Source organism: Coprococcus intestinalis (assembly GCF_023656595.1).
In the GTDB taxonomy this organism is placed as follows: Bacteria; Bacillota; Clostridia; order Lachnospirales; family Lachnospiraceae; genus Coprococcus_A; species Coprococcus_A intestinihominis.
This window is the reverse complement of sequence record NZ_JAMOKJ010000048.1, coordinates 1-1,144: the sequence shown is the minus strand read 5'-3', so window position 1 is coordinate 1,144 and position 1,144 is coordinate 1. Positions and strand designations below refer to the sequence as shown.

The following is a 1,144-nucleotide window of genomic DNA, read 5'->3' as shown; positions in this document are numbered from 1 at the left end:
TCCGACTTCCCACAAGGTTTCTCGTGTCTCGTGGTACTCTGGATCCTGTCCGCTGCCTTCCGTTTTCGCCTAAGGGGCTTTCACCCTCTCTGGCCGGCTTTCCCAAAACCGTTCGGCTAACTTCCAGCTCACTTTTGACAGTCCGTAACCCCGGTGTGCACGCACACCGGTTTGGGCTCTTTCCCTTTCGCTCGCCGCTACTCAGGAAATCGATGTTTCTTTCTCTTCCTCCGGGTACTTAGATGTTTCAGTTCCCCGGGTTCCCTTCATACACCTATGGATTCAGTGCATGATGACAGGAGTTCTTCCTGCCGGGTTCCCCCATTCAGACATCCGCGGCTCAATGGATATTTGCTCCTCCCCGCGGCTTTTCGCAGCTTATCACGTCTTTCGTCGGCTCTCAGTGCCAAGGCATCCGCCCTGTGCCCTATCTTGCTTGACCTTTCGTTCCCACATCATGTAGCGTCATGATGCGGTCGGTTCTATTTCTTCGATTTCTTTTGAAATCTGTAAATCTTTTCTTTTCGATGATTTACGGCTTGATGTGTTTCTGATATGCAGTTTTCAAGGTACATAGTTATCTGCACTTGGATATCCGTTACTTAATTGATTTAATAACTAAGTTCCTTTTATCTTCGTGCGATGAACATCCATGGGATTCGGACCCATCCGCAAAAACGCCTGCCCCTGCGTGTCCCCTTTCGGACTATGTTCTTCTCTCTATATAAAACCCTCTCAGGTCTGTTTTCTTTAAAACACTGGCAGCCACCTGCTCTCCCGTGCCGTCTCCAGCAAAGTACCATCGGCCGCTTAAGTCTTAACCGTCGTGTTCGGGATGGGAACGGGTGTCTCCCTTAAGCGCATCGCCACCAGTAAAAGGTGTTACTGTATTTACTTTGAAACTTCGTTCAGCTAAGTTCGGCTCCGCCTCACTAAGATTCACAAAGTGCGTTCTCACTAAGCTCAGCTTCGCTTCACTAAGTGTTCACAGCAACTCAACAACAAAACAATCCCTACTTCTTTTTCCTTAGAAAGGAGGTGATCCAGCCGCACCTTCCGATACGGCTACCTTGTTACGACTTCACCCCAGTCATCGGCTCCACCTTCGGCAGCTCCTCCCTTGCGGTTAGGTCACTGACTTCGG

The 1,144-nt window shown here is 49.7% G+C and carries 3 rRNA genes; all 3 read right to left on the bottom strand.

Annotated elements, in window-relative coordinates:
- Nucleotides 1-442 (bottom strand): 23S ribosomal RNA (locus NBH03_RS15825); the annotation flags it as partial.
- A gap of 314 nt (nucleotides 443-756) precedes the next feature.
- A 5S ribosomal RNA gene (rrf, locus tag NBH03_RS15820) occupies nucleotides 757-874 on the bottom strand.
- A gap of 157 nt (nucleotides 875-1,031) precedes the next feature.
- A 16S ribosomal RNA gene (locus NBH03_RS15815) occupies nucleotides 1,032-1,144 on the bottom strand; the annotation flags it as partial.